The 22,695-nt window shown below is 43.5% G+C and carries 20 protein-coding genes; 16 read left to right on the plus strand and 4 right to left on the minus strand.

Annotated features, from left to right (window positions below):
* Positions 1-2: 2 nt before the first annotated feature.
* The 7 genes from N6H06_RS12100 (at position 3) to N6H06_RS12130 (ending at position 8,347) form a co-directional block, all read left to right on the plus strand.
* Entirely contained in the window at positions 3-611 is a 609-nt protein-coding gene (locus N6H06_RS12100) for a YesL family protein (protein ID WP_062748541.1), read from the plus strand.
* Positions 612-682: 71 nt separating this feature from the next.
* Positions 683-2,431 (plus strand): sensor histidine kinase, encoded by a 1,749-nt coding sequence (locus N6H06_RS12105; RefSeq protein ID WP_193754499.1) that lies wholly within the window; start codon positions 683-685, stop codon positions 2,429-2,431.
* Positions 2,412-3,908 carry a response regulator transcription factor gene (locus N6H06_RS12110; RefSeq protein ID WP_062748537.1) on the plus strand — a complete coding sequence of 499 codons (1,497 nt, stop codon included), beginning with the start codon at positions 2,412-2,414 and terminating at the stop codon, positions 3,906-3,908. The genes N6H06_RS12105 and N6H06_RS12110 overlap by 20 nt, the downstream gene beginning before the upstream one ends.
* A gap of 97 nt (positions 3,909-4,005) precedes the next feature.
* Positions 4,006-4,935 carry an ABC transporter permease gene (locus tag N6H06_RS12115; protein ID WP_062748535.1) on the plus strand — a complete coding sequence of 310 codons (930 nt, stop codon included), beginning with the start codon at positions 4,006-4,008 and terminating at the stop codon, positions 4,933-4,935.
* A 150-nt stretch (positions 4,936-5,085) separates the two neighbouring features.
* Positions 5,086-5,940 (plus strand): carbohydrate ABC transporter permease, encoded by an 855-nt coding sequence (locus N6H06_RS12120; protein WP_238583345.1) that lies wholly within the window; start codon positions 5,086-5,088, stop codon positions 5,938-5,940.
* Positions 5,941-5,969: 29 nt separating this feature from the next.
* Positions 5,970-7,418: an ABC transporter substrate-binding protein gene (locus N6H06_RS12125; protein ID WP_263706824.1), complete on the plus strand. Its 1,449-nt coding sequence runs from the start codon at positions 5,970-5,972 to the stop codon at positions 7,416-7,418.
* A 47-nt stretch (positions 7,419-7,465) separates the two neighbouring features.
* Positions 7,466-8,347 (plus strand): ROK family protein, encoded by an 882-nt coding sequence (locus N6H06_RS12130; protein ID WP_263706826.1) that lies wholly within the window; start codon positions 7,466-7,468, stop codon positions 8,345-8,347.
* Between the two features lie 114 nt (positions 8,348-8,461).
* Here the strand turns inward: N6H06_RS12130 and N6H06_RS23085 are convergent, their stop codons facing one another.
* The 4 genes from N6H06_RS23085 to N6H06_RS12155 form a co-directional block, all read right to left on the minus strand.
* Positions 8,462-9,043, minus strand: a complete 582-nt coding sequence (locus N6H06_RS23085) for a 3D domain-containing protein (RefSeq protein WP_318527552.1) — start codon at positions 9,041-9,043, stop codon at positions 8,462-8,464.
* A gap of 642 nt (positions 9,044-9,685) precedes the next feature.
* Positions 9,686-11,038, minus strand: a complete 1,353-nt coding sequence (locus N6H06_RS12145; RefSeq protein ID WP_062748530.1) for a DapH/DapD/GlmU-related protein — start codon at positions 11,036-11,038, stop codon at positions 9,686-9,688.
* A 56-nt stretch (positions 11,039-11,094) separates the two neighbouring features.
* Positions 11,095-11,805: a GntR family transcriptional regulator gene (locus N6H06_RS12150; RefSeq protein WP_062748528.1), complete on the minus strand. Its 711-nt coding sequence runs from the start codon at positions 11,803-11,805 to the stop codon at positions 11,095-11,097.
* Positions 11,806-11,889: 84 nt separating this feature from the next.
* The gene (locus N6H06_RS12155) at positions 11,890-12,630 is read right to left on the minus strand and encodes an SIS domain-containing protein (RefSeq protein ID WP_062748526.1); all 741 of its coding nucleotides are present in this window, start codon (positions 12,628-12,630) and stop codon (positions 11,890-11,892) included.
* A 348-nt stretch (positions 12,631-12,978) separates the two neighbouring features.
* On the opposite strand from N6H06_RS12155, the gene N6H06_RS12160 reads away from it, so the two are divergent.
* The 9 genes from N6H06_RS12160 (at position 12,979) to N6H06_RS12200 (ending at position 22,685) form a co-directional block, all read left to right on the plus strand.
* Positions 12,979-13,665: a response regulator transcription factor gene (locus N6H06_RS12160; protein ID WP_062749100.1), complete on the plus strand. Its 687-nt coding sequence runs from the start codon at positions 12,979-12,981 to the stop codon at positions 13,663-13,665.
* Between the two features lie 3 nt (positions 13,666-13,668).
* Positions 13,669-15,024, plus strand: coding sequence for a sensor histidine kinase (locus N6H06_RS12165; RefSeq protein ID WP_062748524.1), 1,356 nt, complete (start codon positions 13,669-13,671; stop codon positions 15,022-15,024).
* Between the two features lie 78 nt (positions 15,025-15,102).
* On the plus strand, positions 15,103-15,825 hold the full coding sequence (locus tag N6H06_RS12170; RefSeq protein ID WP_263706835.1) for a PepSY domain-containing protein: 723 nt from the start codon (positions 15,103-15,105) through the stop codon (positions 15,823-15,825).
* 220 nt (positions 15,826-16,045) lie between these two features.
* Positions 16,046-16,597 (plus strand): PepSY domain-containing protein, encoded by a 552-nt coding sequence (locus N6H06_RS12175; protein WP_062748520.1) that lies wholly within the window; start codon positions 16,046-16,048, stop codon positions 16,595-16,597.
* 179 nt (positions 16,598-16,776) lie between these two features.
* Positions 16,777-17,964 carry a glycerate kinase family protein gene (locus tag N6H06_RS12180; RefSeq protein ID WP_263706836.1) on the plus strand — a complete coding sequence of 396 codons (1,188 nt, stop codon included), beginning with the start codon at positions 16,777-16,779 and terminating at the stop codon, positions 17,962-17,964.
* Positions 17,961-19,400, plus strand: coding sequence for an SLC13 family permease (locus N6H06_RS12185; RefSeq protein ID WP_263706838.1), 1,440 nt, complete (start codon positions 17,961-17,963; stop codon positions 19,398-19,400). The genes N6H06_RS12180 and N6H06_RS12185 overlap by 4 nt, the downstream gene beginning before the upstream one ends.
* A gap of 173 nt (positions 19,401-19,573) precedes the next feature.
* Positions 19,574-19,705, plus strand: coding sequence for a hypothetical protein (locus tag N6H06_RS12190; RefSeq protein WP_011245356.1), 132 nt, complete (start codon positions 19,574-19,576; stop codon positions 19,703-19,705).
* Positions 19,706-19,944: 239 nt separating this feature from the next.
* On the plus strand, positions 19,945-21,237 hold the full coding sequence (locus N6H06_RS12195) for a radical SAM/SPASM domain-containing protein (protein ID WP_062748515.1): 1,293 nt from the start codon (positions 19,945-19,947) through the stop codon (positions 21,235-21,237).
* 11 nt (positions 21,238-21,248) lie between these two features.
* Positions 21,249-22,685: a coproporphyrinogen-III oxidase family protein gene (locus N6H06_RS12200; RefSeq protein WP_062748514.1), complete on the plus strand. Its 1,437-nt coding sequence runs from the start codon at positions 21,249-21,251 to the stop codon at positions 22,683-22,685.
* The last annotated feature ends 10 nt before the right edge of the window (positions 22,686-22,695 follow it).

Here is a 22,695-nt window from a genome sequence, read left to right on the forward strand (position 1 = left end):
CTATGCATCGTGTATTTTTCCAGGCTTCAGAGTGGATATACAACATGATGAAGTTAAACGGATTATGGCTTTTAGGCATTGTTGCTGGGCTCGGTCTGTTGGGAGTTATGCCTGCTACTACCGCTGTGGCAGCAGTAACGCGTAAGTGGGCCCATGGGAATCAAGACGCGCCCATGTGGACCCTTTTTTGGAAAACATACAAACAATCGTTTGCAACAAGCAATCAGGTGGGCGCTCTGTTTGCTGTACTGGCACTTATCCTCCTGGCAAACTTGCGGATTAGCGTTATCGTTCCAGGAACGGTTATGATGGTAGCCCATTACTTTATTTTATTTATCCTTTTTTCATTACTGGCAAGCACATGGCTGTTTTTTTTCATTTATGTTCATTATGAACTGCCAACAAAAGCGTATTTGTTCCAGTCTGTGGCAATGGTATTTTCAAAACCTTTTTCCATGCTTATGCTGGCAACGGGCATCGGCGCAGCGGTATGGATGATGGTCCATATGCCGGGACTATTGCCTTTTTTTGCGATCGTTTGGCCTTCGTATTGGAGCAGCGTTGTCTGTAAAAAAATGTTTTCGAAAATGGAACAAACAGTGGCGGCATAAACACGATAATGAAATGGCTTGGAGGGCAGCATGCTCTGCCAAGCTTTTTCGCAATCAAAGGTGGTTTGGCGATGAAAGGGAGACGGCTGCGCAGCCGCGCAAGATACCAAATTTTCAACCGGATTTTAGCAATGTACTCCATTATAATTTTGCTTGTTATTAGCTTGCTCGTTGTGCTGATCGCAAAATATGTAGCCGATGACTTCATAACTAGATCCCTTGAAGCCAATGAAAAACAAGTCGAAGCTCTGGCTGTTTATATGGCTGAACGGGAACGCTCGCTTGCGACTCACTTACGTGAATTGTATTTTTACCCAGAGCTTGTTGAGTCGATAGCTGTTGCATTAAAAAATGACCCTGAAACGTATTTGGAATACAGACTGGATCAATATTCACTGCAGCGCTCATTTGTGCCGAGCAACGTCGAATCGTTTATGCGCGGCTTTTATTATGGAGACGGCGCCATTGATGCCATCACCTTGACCAGTTATGAAACAGATCAAGTATATGCTTATGTGTTTCAATATGCGAATTGGAATCGGATTCAAAAGGAGGGCGAGCAGCAAGCGATTACCTTAACTCGGCCCATTAATGATGGTTCCTCAACAACTGGGATTGGCCAGCTTACCGCCTATTATAGCAGCGAAGCATTGCGGCAAGCAGTGGCGTCTGCGAACAATGTCGGCTTACTCCAAATGCATAAGGAAGACGGAACGCTTTTATTTGCCAACAGGCCTGATCCGCTTGAATTGCCACAAGAAGAGGACTCAGGGCCCGTTTACAAAGAAATGGTGAAAAACGGCGAAACTTTCTATTACAAAGTGGAGCAGGATGGAGACAGAGGTCTCTACTATGTAGGGGTGGTGCCACGGTCTGAAATCACGGAATTGAGTTCCCTCGTATACGCCACCATTGCATTATTAATAGCCGTTGCGTGTGCCACGGTTGCCGTTGGCTATTTCGTTATGCGTCGCTACGCCAGGCGGATGCAACGAATTGAAGCATCGATGCAGCTCGTTGAGCAAGGGGATCTATCAGCGCGGATTGATATGAGCTTACAAAATAAAAAAGATGAACTAGGCTCGATTGCTGGGAATTTTAATCGGATGCTAGATGAGTTAAAGCGCTATATCGACAAATCCTATGTACTCGAATTAAAAAAGCAAGAAGCTGAAATGAGGGCGCTGCAGGCGCAAATGAATCCTCATTTTCTCTATAATACGCTGGAGGCGATCCGCATGAAAGCAGTGATTGAAGGTGCCACTGATGCTGGAGCGATGACGTTTCATTTAGCTTCGATTATGCGGTACGCTTTGTCGGAAAACCGCAGTGCTACGTTAGGCGAAGAATTGGAACATACGAAGCAGTATATGGCATTAATGGAGCAACGGTACCGACATGCACTCGCGGTTGAATATGTAGTTGATTCCTCATTGTTAATGGACAGTATCTTAAGGTTTAGTTTACAACCATTAGCGGAAAATTACATGATCCATGGATTTATGCCTGACAAAAAGGACAATCGGCTGCATATCGCGATTCAGCAAAAGGAAGATGTGTTGACGATCGTTGTACACGATAACGGCAAAGGCATGACCAGCGAGCGCCTAGAAGCGGTAAAAGCGAAGCTACGTGAGGAAGAGTACCAACATATCGAGCAGTCTATCGGGTTGGCCAACATCCATAAACGGTTTCAGCTGGAATATGGACAGCCTTATGGGTTATCCATCCATAGCGTGGCTGGTGAGGGCACTTCTGTCCAACTAACATGTCCATTAGAAAGGGAGGAGAGCGACTGTGATGCGAGTCCTGCTTGTTGATGATGAACCATTAATTGTCGAAGGATTACAACGTTTAATTGAGTGGGAGGAAATCGGCTGTAAAGTCATTGGCACAGCGCTTGATGGAAGCGAGGCACTGGCTTGCTATAGCGAGCTCCCGTGCGATCTTGTTATTACCGATATTCGTATGCACCAATGTGACGGGTTAGAATTGATCAGGCAATGGAAGAACATCCAGCCTTCTACGCGATGGGTGGTGTTGTCTGGTTTCCAAGACTTTGAGTATGTCCGAAGCGGTTTAAAGCTGGGGATTGAAAACTATTTGCTCAAACCGGTTGATGACCGTGAATTGGTGGCAACCATTGCACAAGTAAAGCGGAAGCGGGAGCACGAGCAAAAAGAGCAAGTGGCTGCGCTCATTTTACGCGACAACGCCATATGGCGCTATCTGACAGGAGAGATGGGAAGGCAGCAATACGAAGAACGGATGCAGTTGTATCGTCCAAGCCAGAGCTCTTTTTTTAGGCAGCTAAACGTACTCGTGATTCCAGCCATCCACCAGTTGGACGATCAAGCCATCCAGCTTTTTCAACAGCAAGCGGAAGCGGTCATTGCTCCAGGTGTTTGCTGCCGGACGCCGGAAAATGATTTTTTTCTTCTGACAAACACAGCACTGACAGAGGAAGCAATCACTTCGATTATTACGCTTGTCGACGACCTGTTCGCCGTTCCTTTCCTGCTTGTGAAAGGAGAGTGTGAACACAAAAGCTTGTCCCCGTTAACGAGAACATTGGATGTCGCCTCTGCTTTTAAAACGAAACGTGGATTGTTTAACCAAACGGAAATCGTGACACAAAAGGAAGCGATGCGGTTTTTGCAACAAGTGCCTGCCGAGAGCCGCGTCCACTATTCTCGTCTGCAAAAGCATTTGACGGACGGGGAGGTTCAAGAGGCGAAAGCATGGGCGCAGGCGGCCATTGTCGGTAACGGCATCGATGGGGAGGCGGCCAGGCGAATCGCCGCAGAAGTGATATTAGTCACCGAACAAATGGGAAGCGAGCGTTCAGGCATGGCTGACATGCAACAATTATTCCAAGCGCCCATCCTTTCAGAGCTGCTAGATATCGTCAATGGGCTGATTGAACACAAAGCCGCCGAGTTGCAAAAAAAGCAGGAAGTCAGCCACGTTGTATTGCAAGAAGTGCTAGCCTACGTGGACGAGCATGTCGCATCCGATTTATCGCTCAAGCAACTGGGACAGCGTTTTTTTATTAACCCAATCTATTTAGGGCAACTGTTTCAACGGGAAATGGGAGTAAGTTTCTCTGAATACATCAACCAGAAAAGGATTGCTCTGGCCAAGCAGCTACTAACCGAGAGTAGACGGAAAGCTGGAGAGATTGCAAAAGATGTCGGTTATGCGGACGCCACTTATTTTTACAAGCAATTTAAAAAGAAAGTCGGGGTAACCCCTAATGAATTTAGGCATGTTGTACGGCTAAGTGAAAACCCTTAATTCGTCCAATGAATGTAAACATTGTTCAGTATATGCGACACAAATGCCTTGCTACAATGAATGTAAGGGCTTTCTTAAAAGAAGAAAGGAGGCGGTCATGAAACGTTTTATGAAACATCTTTATGATAACCGGGTATGGCTTGTAATGGTCCTCCCTGGAACGATTTGGTTTTTGTTGCTCGCCTATTTGCCGATGGCAGGCAATATATTGGCATTTAAAGATTTTCGCTATCATCCAGACGGATTTATCGAAAGCATTCGTACAAGCGAATGGGTCGGGTGGGAGAATTTCCAGTTTCTTTTCTCAACAAGCGACGCCTGGATTATTACGAGAAATACAGTATTGTACAATGCTGTATTTATAGTGGTTGGCCTTATCTTAGCTGTAGCGTTAGCGATTTTACTCAGCCAACTTGTCAACCGGAAGCTCGCCAAGATCTACCAGACAGGCATGTTGTTTCCCCATTTCTTATCCTGGGTAGTCGTCAGTTACTTTGTGTTTACGTTTTTAAGCATGGATCGGGGATTAGCAAACACCATTTTAGGCTTTTTTAATATTCCGCCGATATCTTGGTACAATGAGCCTGCTTATTGGCCATTTGTATTAACGTTCATCAATTTTTGGAAAGGTGTTGGGTTTGCTAGCATTGTTTACTTAGCTGCCATTGCTGGAATCAATCGCGATTATTATGAAGCAGCGATGATTGATGGGGCAAACAAATGGCAACAAATTAAACACGTGACGCTGCCAGCGCTTATGCCACTCATTGTCATATTGACGATTCTCGATATCGGCAAAATATTCAGTGCTGATTTCGGCTTGTTTTACCAAGTGCCCCGTGATTCCGGCACATTGTACTCGGTGACAAATGTCATCGATACATATGTGTACCGTGGGCTCATGCAAATGGGCGACATTAGTATGACGACGGCGGCTGGGCTTTATCAAGCTTTTGTTGGTTTTATTTTAGTGCTATTGACCAACTATATTGCCAAAAAGATAGATCCAGATTATGCGCTTTTTTAAAACGTTGTGTGATGAATCGTCATTGCCAATGTTGCGATTGAATGGAGGTGTCAAATGGAGACAAACCGCGAGACTGGGAAAATGACCGCTGCTCGCATACGCAAGCAAGCAGGAAATGCCCACACATTTGGGCCAAAAACAAACGCCGTTATGGTCGTCATTCTTGGCTTGGCTGCGTTTATGTGCATCTTTCCGTTCCTTTATGTCATTGTTATTTCATTTACAGCCGAAGAATCGTTAGCGTTAAATGGCTACCAACTGATCCCAGAGTCATGGTCAGTAGATGCGTACACGTATTTGTGGAATATGCGTGATCAGTTGCTGCAATCGTATGGCATTACCATTGTAGTAACAGTTCTAGGAACAATCATAAGCGTTTCGATGATTGCCCTTTATTCTTATGCGATATCTCGGCCGCAGTTTCGCTACCGTAAGTTTTTTACATTTTTTGCATTCTTTACGATGTTGTTTGGAGCAGGGCTCGTTCCGCTTTATATCGTCGTTTCGCAAGTGCTAGGCCTTCGCAACACGATTTGGGCGCTCATTATTCCCCTTGCGATGAATGCGTTTTACATCATTATCATGCGCACCTTTTTTATGCGCTCCGTACCCGAGTCGATTTTGGAGTCAGCGCGCATTGACGGAGCTGGAGAATGGCGCATATTTTTTAAAATTGTTGCTCCACTGGCGGTTCCTGGTATTGCCACCATTTCGCTGTTTACAACGCTCGGTTACTGGAACGACTGGTTTAATGCATTGCTGTTTATAGACAATCCTGACTTGGTACCGCTGCAATCGCTATTGATGAGGATTGAAAACAATATGGAATTCATGCGGCAAAACACCCAATTAGGCGCAGCGGCGCACCAAATTTATTCAACGATCCCGCAGGACGCCGCTAAGATGGCAATGGTGGTCATCGCGACATTGCCGATCGCTGTTTCCTACCCGTTTTTTCAAAAGTATTTCATTAGCGGCCTGACAATTGGCGGGGTGAAAGAATAAGGATGTTTGCAAAAGGGGGAGGCACTTACATGAAAACATTAAGAATCGCAGCGGCAGCTTCTGCTGTTGCGCTGATTGTAGCAGGCTGCTCCAGTGACGAACCAGCCAACAATAATGCTGGCGACGTTACGGAATTGACATGGTATATGATTGGCACGCCACAGCCAGATTTAAATGATGTCATGGCTGAATTAAATGCTTATACAGAAGAAGAAATTGGTGTGCGCGTCCATATGACACAAGTGGACTGGGGCGATTACGATGAACGAATGAATATTATTACTTCTTCTGGAGAAAATTTTGACATCGCCTTTGCATCAGGGGGAACATACACGTTAAATGCCCAAAGAGGCGCCTATCTAGGGCTTAACGATTTACTTGATTCACATGGGCAAGAAATGAAAGAGGCTATTGATGATGCGCTTCTTGAAGGAGCGAGCATTGAAGGTGAATTATACGGGATTCCAGCCAATAAAGAAATAGGGCAGCAGCGCGTGTTTGTTTTTAACGGAAACTTAGTGGAGAAATACGGCTTTGACACGTCGCAAGTATCCAGCTATGAAGACTTGGAACCGATGCTTGCCGAAATAAAGGAAAATGAACCGCAAATCACCCCGTTCCCTGCATCGAGCACGTTCCAACCAATCATGCCATTTGACTATGTGCTTGGAGCAGACATGCCCGTTGCTTTTCCTTTAACAGGGGATACGGAACAAGCCATTAACTTCCTGGAAACGGAAGAAGCGATGGCGGTGTTTAACACAATCCGCGACTTTTATGAGAAAGGCTATATTCCAGCCGATGCTGCCAGTTCGAATGATCCATGGCCTTATAATGTCGAGAACTGGTTTGTCCGTGTAGAAGAATACAATCCATATGCAGAACTTTTATGGGAACGTGATGCGGGCTACCCAATCGTTACACAGCCGATCAATGATCCCGTTATTAAAAATGAATCGGTGACTGGCTCGCTGCAAGTCGTTTCTGCCACTTCGCGTCATCCAGAAAAAGCCGTTGAATTTTTAAATTTATTAAACACAGACCCATATGTTCGCAATCTCGTAAACTACGGTATAGAAGGGACCCACTATGAACAAGTAGAGGAAGGGATTATCCGTGACTTACCAGCACGAGTCGAAAATTACAACATGCCGACTTATGCTTTAGGCAACCACTTTATTTTGCAGTTGTTTGAAAATGAGCCAGAAGACAAATGGGAAGCATTTGAAACGTTTAATGAATCGGCGGTCCCATCGCCAATTCTTGGTTTCCATTTTGACCCTTCCAACGTACGAACAGAAATCGCCAATTTGTCCAATGTCGCGAGCGAATATTTGGCGCCAATTTATACGGGAAGCGTTGATCCGGAGGAGTACGTGCCAATGGCCATTAAACGAATGGAAGACGCGGGGCTCGAAAAAGTAATGGATGAGGTACAGGCACAGTACGAAGAATGGAAAGAGGTTATGGAAGAATAGGCAAAGCCGGGCAGATGCATCTGCCCGTTTTTTGTGGAGGGAAAACGATGTATTTAGCGATTGATCTTGGAGGCACATATATCAAGCGAGCTTTTTTCGAACAGGGCAACTGGTTTGCTCATGAGCAAATCAAAACACCGGCAACGAAAAGAGAGCTACTGGCGCTCATTAGCGGTTGGGCAGGCCGTAACGGCACAAAAGGAATAGCAGTCAGTTCACCTGGCACGGTCACAAAACATGGATCGATTGAAGGGACAAGCGCGATTCCCTACATTCACGAAGGCCATTTGCTGCAAGAAATTCAGCGAGCGACTGGACTTGCCGTCTCGATTGAGAATGATGCTTGTTGCGCAGCATTAGCTGAAGTGTGGAAAGGGAACGGTGTAGACTGCAAGGATTTGGCTGTAATCGTCATTGGCACAGGCATTGGCGGAGCGTTGATCAAAGACGGCCAGTTGCACAGGGGATTTGATTTACTTGGTGGGGAGTTAGGGTACACACTCTTATCCATTGACCCTGTTCAGAGAACAGCTGTGCCATTTAGTGAGATGGCCTCGGCTTCTGCTATTGTCCGCCGCTACGCAACGTGGACAGATCAGCAAGGGGATCGTTTAACCGCAAGTGATGTGTTTGCTGCTTATGAAGCAGGCGATCATGCTGCAAAAAAGGCCATCGATGCCTTTTACTTTTGTTTAGCAGCAGGTATCCACAATGTCCACTATGTCTACAATCCAGAAAAAATATTGCTTGGCGGTGGCATTTCAGCACGTGATGATTTATTGGACGGTGTCGGCCATGCCTATAGGCAATTGAAAGATCAACTTTACGGCTACACCCTTCAAATGCCACGCTTTGAATGTTGTCATTTCCAAGGAAACGCCAATCTCATTGGCGCTATGCGCCATTTCATGCAAGAACAAGGGCAATAATGACGATAAAACGAGGTTCAGACTATGTATATAAACGCTAAAGAGCCTTTTTATTTATTTAGCAGATAAACGTTTTTTTAATCAATGGGCGCCAGCAGGCGCCCGTTTTTTTGTTTAATAGACGTGGACGGTTACTTCTTGACGGCCGAATTGCAAAGCTTCGCTTTCATTAGGGATAAACACGTCAATTTTATTGCCTTTAATAGCTCCGCCAATATCTGCGGCAATGGCTTCACCATAGCCTTCAACATAGACCTTGCTGCCAAGAGGAATCACATTAGGGTCAACTGCGATTACTTTTTGGTTTGGGTTGGCATTTAAATCAATTCCTGTATAGGTAACACCTGTGCAACCATTGCAACTGGCTGTATAGGCAGTGGCTTCAACAGTCAAAGTGGTTGAAGCTTCCTTCGGGCTAGAATCGGTTTCAGAAGGAGCCTGTTCATTTGTTTCCGTCTCGCCTTTCAATTGCGGTTCGTTGTTTTCTTCAGCTCCTGGCATATTTAGCTGTTGCCCAGCAAAAATCAGATTCTTATCAGAAATCTGCGGGTTGGCCTCCACTAATGCCGTTACTGAAACTTGATTATCGTTAGCAATGCCGCTTAGCGTATCTCCACTTTGTACTTCATAAGCAAAAGCAGGAGAAGCAATAAGCATTGAGCCGACTACTGCAAGTGAAGCGATTAGTTTTTTCATGTCTTGCACTCTCCTTATTCAACTAGTGAATCCCCAACACTAGTTTGTTTGTTTTAGAACATAACGAGTTAAAAAGGGGATGTTGTGTTCGCAAGTACACACTATACAGAAAGCAAAAGCCGTTTTCAACAGAATTGGCAACAAGTAATCTACTTGTAAGGGAATAGAAATAGTGTTATTTCACTGTAATAGCTAGTAATCAGCGAAACAGTCAGAATAATAGTATAGGGTAGGAGAGACTATAAATGGGGTGAAATGCAAGATTGGAAGCCTCAATCCGATGCGAAAAATCGGCGCGGAACAATTCTTATAAACGGGGTAGTCACGTTTAAGTAGATGTGAGACTCGCTCTCTATTTAAACGGAGAGTGGAACAGTTATGGCAATACCCTCTCATGTTTTTCAATAGTCCTTTTGAGAGAAAATAAACCCAACCGAATGGAGATCAGTTGGGCATAATCAAGTAAGTTAGATTAAAGGAATATCTCTTAATCGTTTATAGACCATTCAATAACGGCTACGACCTGTGTAATGTTTTTGTAATGCTAGTAGGCTATTTTTCTAAATGAAGTAGGGAGCCATTTTAAATTTAGTCGGTTGCTTAACAAAGAGGTGATTTTTCATCAAGAATCACTTTGAACGATTACCAACCGTATTTGTTTGGCCCCCAATGCTGCTCAACAGTTTCTTGTTTTTTGAGCACGATGGTTTCATGAGGCACGTCCTTTTCAACAATTAAGCCAGGGTATAACGCGGAATTACTACCGACTTTATTTCCAGGTAAAAATACATTATTGATTCCTGTACGGGTATAGTCCCCTATAAATACGGCGTTTGAATTTTTTGCTGTGTAAGTTTGGCCTGAGATTTTATGAGGTTGTTCTGTATCATTAAATCTCAAAATGCCGCATACGCATGCTGCCGCAATGTCTACGTAACGTCCAATAACACCAAACATTTCACTATAATGAATGGCAGAGACACCCTTCATAGAAACGCCTTTGAATTCTGCGTTGTGACCAAATTTGTTGTCTTTACCAATTACTGTTGGCCCCTCAATCTTTGCATAATCTTTTACATACGAATGATCTCCAATGAGGATATTGCCGTTTAGAATGGCCCCATTGTCGATGACAACATTTTCGCCTATAATGACATTGCCGTTAATGATTACATTTTTTCCAATATAGGAGTTTTCCCCCACCTTCAATTTCCCATTAATAGAAGCAGATGCTTCGATTTTCGCACTGGAGCTAATAGACTTTTCTGAAAGGAGGGCGACTAATCGATTCAGATGATAACTATTGGCATCGAGAATACTCCACGGAAACAATAGTTGAAATACTTTATATTGAGCAATGACACTTTTAATTTGATTTCCGGATTCAATAAATTGATTTAAGCCGTTTTCAATATAAAACTGATCAGGTATCATAGAACCAGAAATCCTTTTATCAAACCCATTCGAACTATGAATAACATAATCTAATGCTTGTTTGCTTAAACAATAGATACCAGCAACTTCGTGTGTCACGTAATGATCTCGAGGATGCCCTAAAAAATAAGTAATTTTTTCATTTGCCACTTTTGCACAAATGGCTTTCGTACTTTCCTGTTTTTCGGTTAACAATGCAAAGTCTGTGCCTTGGTGGTTTATCACTTTATGGAGATCGTCGTTGACAAATACATAATCAGATTTCACAATAAGTGTTTGATCATCAAAGGTCGAGGCATATGCTGAAAGAAATTCTCGGAAGTCTTTATAATTCTTAACTAAATGAATGCCTTCGTATGGTTTAAGAAGAGGAATCACTTGGTTGTGCTGATAGGATAGATACACATATATATCATTTGGCTGTATGCCATTTTGTAGAAAAAAGTCAATTTGCCGAATCATATTTGGCGTGTTTAAAATTTCTAGACAAGCCGTTTGCCATTCTTTATCATATGGAAACATCTTTTTTTGGTAATCGCTACACACCAATATTACTTTCATCGTATGATTCTCCTTTACGAAAGAAAAGCTTAATGCTTGATTGGGCCATTTTGTCGTTATCGATAAATCGTATGCATTAAATAAAAGGAATTGGTTTGATATAAGGCAAAGCCAACATTAAACGGTTTGCCATTTTTTAAACAAGCAATGTTTTTAATTGATATGAGTGGAGACCCTATAGGAACACTTAAATGAGCAGAGGACGTCTCGTCAGCTAACACTGCAGAAATTTTTTGATCGACAAACTCATATTCAACGCCCTTTTTTTCCAAAAATTCATAAATCGAATGCTTACATATTTCTCCTGTAAGTTCTCCCACCAAGTGATGATCAAAATACTCTAATTCATAAGATACAGCGATATTGTCTGCGTACCGTATCCGCTCAACTAGCCATAATGGATCGCCAATCGCCACTTGCATATCATCTGCCTGTTGATCATCAGCAACCACTTTTGTTAATTGTAATAATTCGGTGGAGGGTTGCATCCCTCTGTTTTTTGCTTCCAAAGTAAAGCTTACACCTGGCTTAAAACCCGTGTATTTAGGAAGGGGGTTCACAAATGTGCCAACCCCTTTTTTCTTAGTCAATACTTTATCATGCACCAATTCCTCTAACGCTCTTCTAATGGTTATTCTTGAGACATTCAGCTTTTCCATCAATTCTAATTCCGATTCAATAACTTGATGAGGCAAATAAACCCCTTTTTTTATTTGCGCCAATATATATTCTTTTACAACTTGATATTTCGGTAATGTTTCCTTCATCCTTTTCAGTCCTTAAAGAAAATTTAATACATCTTATTATAACATGTATGTTCATTTCACTTGAAAATTGAGAAGGATAAGGGATTACTTCCAGTAACCGTAGTAAGTGTCGAATAGGTGATCGTTATATTTGTCTGCACCATCTAAATTGGAACTTTGGAATACAGGGACATCCAATCCAGCTTCTTTTAACTTGTGGATCACACCAATGATAATCGTTTGGGCAATGCCTATTCCTGTAAAATCAGAGGTTGGTCCTAATCCTGCTTTGATACCAGGCATTTGAAAGGCAGCGTCTCCTTTAGGAGCATGATTATCAATCGTCACATCTGCAATTTCATGTATTTTTTTATTGGAGGAGTGACGAGAAGACACATTTTTTGCATGGTCCATTGATGTCAATGCAATCACTTTCGTTCCTAGTTTCTTTGCCTCCAAACACATTTCTACAGGAATATTATTTCTTCCTGAATTCGAAACGACCATTAATGTATCCTTTTCATCTACTTTGTATAGATTTAGAATGCTTTTGGCGTATCCATCCAATCTTTCTAGATAGGTACTTTTGTTAGGCATCTCATGCAACATTAATTCTGGAGGTAAAATTCCTTTTACATAGGCTAACCCTCCGGCACGAATATAGATTTCTTCGGCAATCATATGTGAGTGGCCAGATCCAAACACATAAAAACGACCTCCGTCTTTACAAGAATTAAAAATGAACTCAGCAGCTTGATTGATGTGGTCAATTTCGTTTTCCGTGACAGACTTCCATGTTTCAGTCAAATAATCCAAGTAACGTGTAATTTCCGCTTTTGTTTCCATTCATTTCTCCTCCTAAACTTGTTATACACACATGTTATAACAAGTAGTATTAACAAGTCAATAGGAAGGTTTTGATGGAAATACGTTAAGAAGAATTGGCAAGAAGTATTCTACTTGTAAGGTGATGGAAATAGTGTTATTTCGCTGTAATAGCTAGTAAACGAACGGACATAAGCGCGAAAAGGTCAGCGCAATGTGGTGAGAAAGGACAGGTATAATAAGGGGCAAAACGCCTAATTGGCATGCCTTTTGTATTGTCCCCTCCTGTGCTATGATTTTATAAAAACTGGCTGGTTCGAGTATCCTATCCAGAAAAGAGGGACGGAACAGGGAGAAACGGAGGAGCGAATGAGCGGAGAATCAATCTTGATTATTGAGGATGAAAGAAAGATTGCCCGACTAATACAGTTAGAACTTGAACACGAAGGGTATGAAACAGAAGCGGCATCGACAGGGTTTTCTGGGTTAGAAGCTTTTAAAAGAGGACAATGGGACTTGGTGCTCCTCGATGTCATGCTTCCTGAATTAAGCGGAATGGAAGTGTTGAGACGCATCCGTAGCATAAGTAAGACGCCAGTGATTTTACTAACAGCACGCGATTCATTGCCTGATAAAGTTAGCGGCCTCGATTTAGGGGCAAATGATTATATTACAAAACCTTTTGAAATTGAAGAGCTGCTTGCGAGGATTCGTGCCTGTTTGCGCATGTCAGTGGCTTATAAGGCCTCGCAAAAAGAGGAGCGGTACGAACTAGGCGATTTGGCAATCGATGTGCAAACTAGGGAAGTCACAAGAGGATCTAAACCGATAGAATTGACGCCAAGGGAGTTTGACTTGCTCGTTTTTCTTGTTTCTCATAAAAGCCAAGTACTGAGCCGCGAACAGATCATCGAGCACGTTTGGGGATACGATTATTACGGAGAAACGAACGTTGTCGATGTTTATATTCGCTATTTACGCAAAAAAGTTGACACACACTTTTCTAAGCCATACATCCATACGGTCCGGGGAGTTGGCTATACGATGAAGGAATGAGCGATGAATATTAAAAACCGGATTACCTTGTTCTCCACTATTTGGCTGCTTTTATTAGTGTTGGCGGCAAATGGGGCGATTTATGTCGTTTTCCAAAAAACAATGGAGAATGAAGCAGTTGAGCGTGCTGAAACACAAATGGATAATATGGCCGAGGCATTGCACACCGCTGATGCCAGTTTGGATATGCCTCGCTTTCTAAGAGCTTATTTGCCTGCCGATTCGATGATTCGGATCATATCGGAAGATGGAAAAAGTTTGCTTGACGTAGCGAGAAGTCGAGAGATGACAGAGCTACCTACGGTTTACCGTGAAGGGGAACAGAGCGAAATGCACCGCATAGAGGGGGAGTTGTATACTGTAGCGGCTCACCCAGTCATTTGGGAGAATGGAGAAGTAGTGTCCCTTGAACTAACGGAAAAACAGGGGACTATGGAGAATACGCTCAGAGTGTTGCAAGTCATTTTGGCGATCGCTATCTTAATGATTGTAATTCCTTCTTTTATAGGCGGGCGCGTCTTAAGCAATTTGATTGTTAATCCGATTGCTGCCATGATCCAGACAATGGAGGAAATCCAAAAACGTGGCACATTTAAACGTATCGCGTTTGAAAAGAAGTCAAATGACGAACTGACCAAAATGGCGCAAACGTTTAACCGAATGATGGATTTGCTTGAAACCAATTATAAAAAACAAGAACAATTTGTCTCCGACGCTTCCCACGAGCTAAAAACGCCATTAACGGTCGTGGAAAGTTATGCCAAATTGTTGAAAAGGTGGGGGAAGGAAAAGCCTGAGGTTTTGGAAGAAGCGGTAGAGGCCATTTACTCAGAATCTGTCCGTATGAAGGAAATGGCCCAGCAAATGTTGCTCTTGGCCGAAGATGAGTCACAGTTTAAAATTGATTGCCAAAAAATCGACTTAGTGGAAGTGGCAAAGGAATCTGCGCTAAATTTAGAGAGAGCATTTGGACGGTCAATCATTGTAGACGCAGCCACAAACAAAGTTGAATTGGAAGGCGACCCCCAAAAAATAAAGCAGCTGCTGTTTATTTTATTGGACAATGCCATCAAATACAGTGCCGCGCCTGTCAAAATCACGGTTGCCTCAGTTGAAGCCGAAGCACAAATCGCAATAACAGACAGGGGCATAGGCATTCCGAAAGATGAATTAGACAACGTGTATAATCGCTTTTACCGCGTGGATAAGTCCCGCACAAGGGGAACAGGTGGAACTGGTTTAGGACTGCCGATTGCTAAGCGAATCGTGGACGCCCATCATGGAAAGATCGAGCTTGTAAGCAAAGAGGGCGAAGGGACAACCGCAACTGTTTATCTTCCGCTGCACCTGAATCAATGAGCTTCTCAGCAGATTTTAATGTCTTTTTCCTGTAGCTGTAATAAAGTTGTGGGAAAATGGGAAGGGAGGAGGATGGCTATGAAAAGGAAATGGTATTGGGCAATAGGCATTGTTGTCGTTACTACAGCAGCTGTATTTGGTATTACTACGCTCGTAATGGGGACAAATGACCCGCTTTTGACGGAAAAGGAAGTCAGGCAAACAGTAAGTGCCAAATATGCCGGCAACATTGTCTCCTCTGAACTGACGCACGCCAAGGGAAAAGAGCAATATAAAATTATACTAGAGGAAGACGCCAATACGTATGTGCTTTTTGTTGATGGAGCCACTGGAAAGATTGAGCAGCTTCAACAAGAAAAGAAGAACAATGACAACCTGCCAAATGATGGAGAGAATCAGGAGCCAATTCCACAAACAGACGCCGAAAAAGTTGCTGCTACTGAAGGGAACGGCATAGTTGAGTCAATCGATTATGATGAGAAAAGGAACGTTTATAAAGTGATTGTAGAAAAAGAGAACAGCCAAAAAATCGAAGTGGACATTGACGGGGTTAACGGTGACGTCATACGTTCCAAAGAAAAACCAGTTGAAACTGGCGGGCAAATTTCCGTCGAAGAGGCAAAGCAAATCGCTTTAGAGGAGTTGAATGGAACGGTTGTCGACAGTGAACTAGACGAAGAAGATGGTTTACTTGTCTATGAGATTGAAATTGAAACAGACCGCGAAGAAGGAACAATTGTCGTCAATGCATTTACCGGGGCGATTGAGAGCGTCGCTATTGAAGGCCGTGACGATGATTAGAAAAGACAACGCCAGTGCAGAAAGTTCGTTTTCACTAACGACTTGGTTGACACTAGACAGCAAGGTAGGGCTAGAAACATTTGTGTGACACTAGGTTAATCATTGTTTAATGACTAAACACATTTTAAAGAGATTCTCATTGTTTTCTAATCTTTCCTTTCCTTTGTTTTAATCTTTGTTGCTTATGATAAACGTAACAACAACAAAGGAGTGGAACATGATGAAACGAATGAATTTGGTGCTTGCGGGAACCGTTTTGATCAGTGGGCTTGCGTTGGGTGGATACGCTTTGAGTAGTGATGCCGTATTAGCGAATGAAAAGGCAGAGAATCAGTCAGGCATCACTTATAAAGAAGCTGAGGAGATTGCCATTCGTGAAACAGGAGGCGGCCATATTCTGCAATTGGAGCGAGATCGTGATGACGGGGAAGATCACTATGAAGTAGAAATCCACAAAGACGGCCAAGAATATGAATTTGACATTGCTGCTGATTCGGGCGAGGTCAAACAAAGGAAAAGTGAACGCATAGACGACGAGGATAACGAAGATGACGACGAAGGCAGCAAACTGCCAGCTGATGCGCTTTCCACCGATGAAGCCATCAAACGGGCCCTTGAAGAAGTAGATGGTACCGTATCGGAAGTGGAAGTGGATAAAGAGGATGGCCAGTATGTGTATGAAATCGAAGTCGAAACCGGCAAGAATGATGAAACAACCATTGATATTGCTGCTGTAAGCGGAGAAGTCTTAAAAGTGGACATGGATGACTAAATTATAATAAACCACTCTTATACGACCAGCTAGGCATTATGCCTGGCTGCTTTTTTTGTTGCTCTATATCGGTTTTAAGCAAAATAAAACCGTTTTTTAATCGTCTTTTCATATACTTCACAGCGCTTTCTATTTTTTGCTGTTTATTCTTGGTCTATAAAAGTTAGGAGTGATCACTTATGAATATTGTCTTGGCTCCATCAGGCTTTAAAGAGAGTGTCAGCGCAGAACAAGTCGCTGCCAACATGAAGGAGGGAATTATTCGGGTTTTGCCTGAGGCGAAGGTGATCTCTGTCCCTTTAGTCGATGGAGGGGAAGGGTTTACAGAAACGATGGTAGCGTGGACGGACGGCACATTGCATTCAGCGGAGGTGACCGGACCAATAAACCAACAAGTGACAGCGATATTTGGGTTTTTGGGCACTGGTGAGAAACGTACGGCTGTGATTGAAATTGCTCAAGCTGCGGGGTTGAAACTTGTACCGAGAGAGAAGAGGAACCCGTTGTTCACGTCATCATTTGGTGTAGGGGAATTGATCAAAAAAGCCCTCGATTTTGGGGCGGAGCGTATCCTTGTTGGCTGCGGCGATTCAGGCATTAGTGATGGGGGCATAGGGATGGGACAAGCGTTAGGCATTCGTTTTTTCGATCAAACTGGATCGGTAGTCGACGCAAGGAAGGGGGCTGTTGTTTTGCCATCTATTGCTGCTATTGACCTTAGTGGCATAGACCGCCGTCTAGCTTATATCCCCATAGATGTTGCCTGTAATTGGCATAACGTCTTATGTGGAAAAAATGGGGTTTCCCGTATTTTTGGGGCGCAAAAAGGCGCATACCAGATGCAAATTGATTTATTGGATCGTGGTCTTGAAAATTTGGCAGAACAAATCGTGGAAACAACTAGCGTCCGTGTAAGGGACATTCCAGGAGGTGGTGCTTCAGGAGGGTTAGGCGCTTGCTTTCATGGATTATTGGGAGCGAAACTTTATCCAAGGTATGAAGTGATTTTGACATATTTAGACATTGACCGTCATATCCAACAAGCCGATTTAGTATTCACGGCAGAAGGAAGCATTGATTTTCAAACACCAAAAGGGAAAATCCCAGCAGAGGTGGCGGCACGGGCAAAAAGTTATGGTAAACCGGTGATCGTGATTGCTGGCACAATTGGGAAAGGAGCCAACATCAATTACCGTCATGGAATTGACGTTTTTACGAGCATTTTGCAAACGCCGTCAAGTTTAGAGACGGCAATGGAAAAAACAGAAAAATGGATTCGCGATTGCACAGAAGCATCCATAAGGATGGTATTAGTGGGCTTGTCCCTTGCGGATAAGGAAGAAGGTCAAGGCGGGAAAGCGTCATGACGATCGAGGCGAAGAGAGTGAGGACAAAACGCAGGAAACGTTTTGTAAATTCCGATAATAAGCGCAAGCGCGGGAAGTGGGAGGTGCTTTTTGCAGCTGTTGTTCTGTCGTTAGCCGTGACCCCATCAGAGCTTACGGCCGACGGCAGAATGTCTCTCATGATGTTAATATTGGCTATTTATTGTTGGCTGTTTACGGCTCTTCCACCAGCGATGGTCGCTTTAGGCGCACTGTTATTGCTTGTTCTCACGAGAGCTGTCCCGCAGGAATTGCTCTTTGAATCTCTTTCCTCTGACGTAATTTGGTTAATGTTAGGGACATTTATGATTGGCGCCTGTATGCAGAAAACGGGCTTGGCCAAACGAATGTCGTTTGCGCTCACTACCAAGGCGCGCTCGACATTTTTGCTGCTGTTCGTTGTTACGATAATCACCCAAGTGCTTACGTTGTTCATTCCCTCCACTTCTGGACGGGCCTCAGTACTGCTGCCCCTATATCGGGATTTGTCGAAACAAGCGGATAACGAGCGTTTTACAAAAGCGCTTGCGCTATTAATCCCGACTGTTATTCTTTTGGCAACAAATGCAACCTTGATCGGTGCTAGCTCCCATTTGATTGCCAATGACTATTTGCCGACACTCGGACACGAGCGTATATCGTTTGTCCAGTGGCTAATATGGGGGATGCCTTTTGCCTTTTTGGCCAGTATGTGTGCCTGCTTGATGATTGGGTGGTTGTTTTTAGACAAACGGGCGCGGCAACTGAAATTCCATAATGAAAATCAGATGTCAGAGCCTATGACTTCTGCTGAAAAACGGACTGTTTTAGTCATAGTCGCCATGATGGGTTTGTGGCTAACTGAAGCGACCCATGGGGTTCACATAGCGACCGTGACGATCATTGGCGCTTTCACTTTGCTTATGCCTAAGATAGGGGTAATTAAGTGGAAAGAAGGGGTAGAGGCTGTTTCATGGAATTTGCTTCTTTACGTAGGGGCAGCAATTGCATTAGGGGAAGCATTGATGCAAACAGGAGCAGCAGAATGGGCCGTACAGCTACTGTTGGAAGGAGCAGAACGGTATTTAATCCATTCAGAATCCTTGACGATCTTTTTTCTGATTGCTATTTGTATGAGCGCACACCTTTACATACCCTCCCATACTACGAGAGCGGTCATACTTGTCCCGCCATTGTTAGCTTTAGCGCTAGCAAAAGGATTCAATCCACAAGCGTTGCTGTTTATGAAAATGGTTGCTCTTAATTATTGTTTAACTTTTCCAATTAGTTCTAAAGCGCTTTTAATTTATTTTGAAGAAAAACCGAGTTTTAAGGCGAATGACTTATTTCGTTTGAGCTGCTTACTGGCATTGGTTTATTTTGGGTTAATCGTCATATTTTTTAATACGTATTGGCGATGGACGGGGTTATCTTTGTAAAAAGCTTTATTAGTAAATTTGTCTAAAATGAGGGTTTCCGCCTAGTGAAATAGTAATGAAAACATTTCCCAATATGGAGTTTGTTGCAAGGAAGCAGGGGTTTCGTTGGGAAAGCAGAATAACCTGAGCAAACATAATCATTATGTTTAAACCGCGAGGGAGGAGGGATGGCGATGAAAAAGAAATCATCTAGCAACTTAAAACGAATCCGCTTGGACCAAGAGCAACCAAAAGACGGTATCACACTAGCTGTGGTAGGAGCAGGTACAGGAAGCGTCAAATTAGAAGACATGGAACTCAATTAATGAAATGGGCCTTCGGGAGATGCAACAGCATCTCCTGGAGGTTGTCGACAACGTCGACAAAATCACTCAACTGATAGAAAACGCTTGTCAGCCGAGGCGTGAAGTCGAGTGAAGATGCGAATAGAACGGGGGTTCATGAGCAAATGAACGAGACGAACAACGAAGGATGCGAGCGTTTGGCTACAGTTTGAGGGGAGATGCAACAGCATCTCCCATTAACATAGTGGGTGGTGGTTTGAATGGTAATGATTCCGTATCAAGTAAACGACGGGGGGATTGTCGGGCTGTTGCCGACCGGGAAAGTTCATTTTTTTGAAGAGGCGGCCAAGGCAGAATTCGACCGGTTTAATAAAGGGGAGCGCATTGACCTCACAGCTTTAAATCGCTACATAATCCCTGACCCGTTAGTGGATTTAAATAAATTTCATTTAAGCGCGCCTGCGATTGCGTTTATTGAAACAACAAATTTATGCAATTTGCGCTGCAAGCATTGTTACGCTAACTCGGCGTACAAAAGGCCAAATGAGATGTCAACCGAGTTAATCAAAGAGACGATTGACCAACTTGCAGACGCTGGCATTCTCCAACTGTTTTTAAGCGGGGGAGAAATTTTCGCCCATCGAGATGCGGTGGAAATTATCAACTACGCGAGAACAAAACCTTTTTATACACAAGTTTTTACCAATGGCCTTCTCATTACAGAAGAAAAGCTGGCGGCGCTGGCGCCAAACACGTCTTTTTTCATTAGCTTTGATACCGCTGACCCGGAACGGACGATTCGCGGGGGAATGGATTTTCCAAAACTGAGACAAAAGTTCGAATGGATGAAAAAGTATGGCCACGCGTTCAGGACGGCCATTTCTGTCCATCGCTATAACTTAGATGACGCTGAGGAAATTTTTGAATGGTGTGCCCAAAACGGCTATCCGCGCCCCCAATGGCTCGAAACCCATCCAATTGGCCGAGCGCTTATGCATCCCGACATCTTATTGCCACCGGAACTAGTCGATAAATCGATTGCTATCTATAAGAAATGCATGGACCGTTTCAGCAAGCCCGAATTCGAGAAACCACCTGCCAGTGAACCAGCTGAAGCGACGCGGATGTTTAGTTTAGAAACGGTTAAGTTTTGCCAAAAAGTTGAACGAGAAACGAACCAAGAGAAATGTGGACGGACGATTGCTTACATCAACAGTGCTGGAGATGTCTATCCTTGCAGCAATTGCATGAGCAACGACGATTACAAAGCAGGCAATTTACGAGACCATTCTTTTAAAGACATATGGGAACACGGCTTTGACGAATTTCGAAGCATTACATTTGATGAATTTACAGGGTGCCAAAGCTGTGCTGTTTACCAAGAAGGCATTTGGTGCCAGTTCCGTTGCCCGCCATTGGCTAAGAATGTTTCTGGCGATAAGCTTGGTTGTGGCGCAACCGAATATTTGCAGCGCTTTATGCTCGAGGCAAACCGTTACTGGGAAGAGAGGAAGCGAGCAGGTTACAAATTGCAATTGCAAATTGACCAATAGGGGGAGTACAGATGGCTCTGAATCAAACGGAATTGAATGTAGGCGAATTGCTTAAGAGGCATCCTGAATTGCAAATTTCTCACAATAATTATAACATTAATGTAACTGCCAATTTCGGGGAAACAGTAGAAGGAGCTGCTTTAGCTGATTTGTATAACCACTTTGATGGCGCAAACAAGCCAGCAACATTGTATTTTCATGTGCCTTTATGTTCCTACATCTGTTATTTTTGTAATTACGTGAAAAAGTACTTGCCTCAAAATGGAAAAGAAGAAGAAGTGCTCGATAGGTGGGTAACCCTTTTAATTAAAGAGTCAGCCAGCACGATCGCACAAGCGCCTTGGGTGACGAAAGCAAAGATCGAATCGATTTACTTAGGCGGCGGGACTGCTTCACTGATGAAACCGCACCAATTGGCAAAGATCGTTAAACACATTAGGGAACACTACACGATCGCTGATGACTGTGAAATATCACTCGAGGGAAATCCGGACAATTACCAGGGCGATGAAATTGAACAGGCGCTGGAAATGGGATTTAACCGCTTTAGCATGGGTGTGCAATCGTTGGAAGACGAGGTGATTAAAGCGGTCGGCCGCAAACATGACAGAAAAATGTCGATTGATGCGATTAACAAGTTGCTTTTGTCTAACAAACCGTTCAATGTCGATATTATTTTTGGGTTGCCTCACCAAACTGCGAACAGTGTTGCCCGTGACATCGAAGTGCTCTGCGATATGGGTGTGCCGACGATTACAATTTACCGTTTGCGCAATGCCGATAGGCAAAAGATGGGGATTGGCAATGTGTCATTATGGAATAATGACCGTGTGCGGGAAAAAATGGAAGCCGAGGGGCTATTTCCGACGTTGGAGCAAACATACCAAATGCGCGAGGAGATTTTGAAGGTGTTCCTCAAGTATGGCTATGAGCCTAGCCCTTGCGGATGGTGGAGCCGAAAAAACACTTACCCTGAAGGCAATATTCCACAAATTTCGAAAAATAAATGGGAGCGCTATGACTCCATGATTGCCTATGGACCAGGGGTGTATGGCTGGTTAAATGACAAGGAAGGCACTATTTTACAAACCCATAATGTTAGCGATATTAATCGCTACGTGGAACGGATGGAAAACGATGAATCGCCGTCTTCTTTTGGCAGAATGCTAACGGGTAATGAAGCGATTTCCACATCATTAGGGTTTAATTACAAGTCAAACCAACCAATTCAGTTGAGCCGTTACCAAAAAGAGTTTCATGTCGACTTGATCAATGACGAACCTTATGCAGGAGTCATTCGATCATTGCTCGAAAGTAATTTATTAATGAAACTTGATGACGACCGCTTGTTGCCTACCCTTGAAGGGGAAGCGCTGCATGAAGAAATTATCTCTGTCTATTTCCACGGGCAAATCGGACAATTTTCTTCGGAAATTTGCCATAAGTAAGGCGATATCG

Origin of the sequence: Shouchella tritolerans (genome assembly GCF_025770735.1) — a bacterium.
In the GTDB taxonomy this organism is placed as follows: Bacteria; Bacillota; Bacilli; order Bacillales; family Bacillaceae_D; genus Shouchella; species Shouchella tritolerans.